The sequence below is a fragment of the Streptomyces antioxidans genome (assembly GCF_000968685.2).
Taxonomy (GTDB): domain Bacteria; phylum Actinomycetota; class Actinomycetes; order Streptomycetales; family Streptomycetaceae; genus Streptomyces; species Streptomyces antioxidans.
Genome location: NZ_LAKD02000238.1, coordinates 1 through 775, shown reverse-complemented (window position 1 = coordinate 775; position 775 = coordinate 1). Strand labels below are relative to the sequence as shown.

The 775-nt window shown below is 65.9% G+C and carries 1 protein-coding gene; it reads left to right on the top strand.

The window, feature by feature from the left end:
- A partial coding sequence (locus tag VT50_RS37930) for an acyltransferase domain-containing protein (RefSeq protein WP_143645402.1) occupies positions 1-775 on the top strand: 775 nt, incomplete at both ends.

Below are 775 nucleotides of genomic sequence, written 5' to 3'. Positions count from 1 at the left end.
ACGACCACTTCCCCGTCTTCACCGAAACCTTCGACGAGGTGTGCGCCCTCCTCGACCCGCATCTCCAACACCCGCTACGGCAGGTGGTCTTCGAAACCGACCCCAAGCGCACCGGGCTGCTGGACCACACCACCTACGCCCAAGCCGGACTGTTCGCCCTACACATCGCCCTGGCACGACTCCTCGACACGCTCGGCGTACGCCCCGACGCCGTCATCGGCCACTCCATCGGCGAAATCGCCGCCGCCCACATCGCCGGAGTCTTCAACCTCCCCGACGCCTGCCACCTCGTCGCCACCCGCGCCACCCTCATGGGAAGACTCCCCGACGGCGGAGGCATGGCCACCATCACCGCCACCCCCGATGAACTCACCGAAGACCTCGCCGCACACGACAACCAAGTCAACATCGCCGCCCTCAACACCCCCACCAACACCGTCATCTCCGGCCCTCTTGAACTCGTCACCGACATCAGCGCCACCTGGGCCGCGAAGGGCCGCAAGACCCGCACACTGACCGTCAGCCACGCCTTCCACTCCCCCCTGATGGACCCCATCCTGGAACCCTTCACACAGGCCGTCAGCGGACTCACCTACCACTCACCCACCATCCCGATCCTCAGCAACCTCACCGGCCAACCAGCCGACAACCACATCACCACCCCTGACTACTGGGCCCAACACATCCGCCAGCCCGTCCACTTCCACCCCGCCATCACCCACATCGCACCCAAAACCAGCATCTTCCTCGAACTCGGCCCCGACCCCACCCTGGC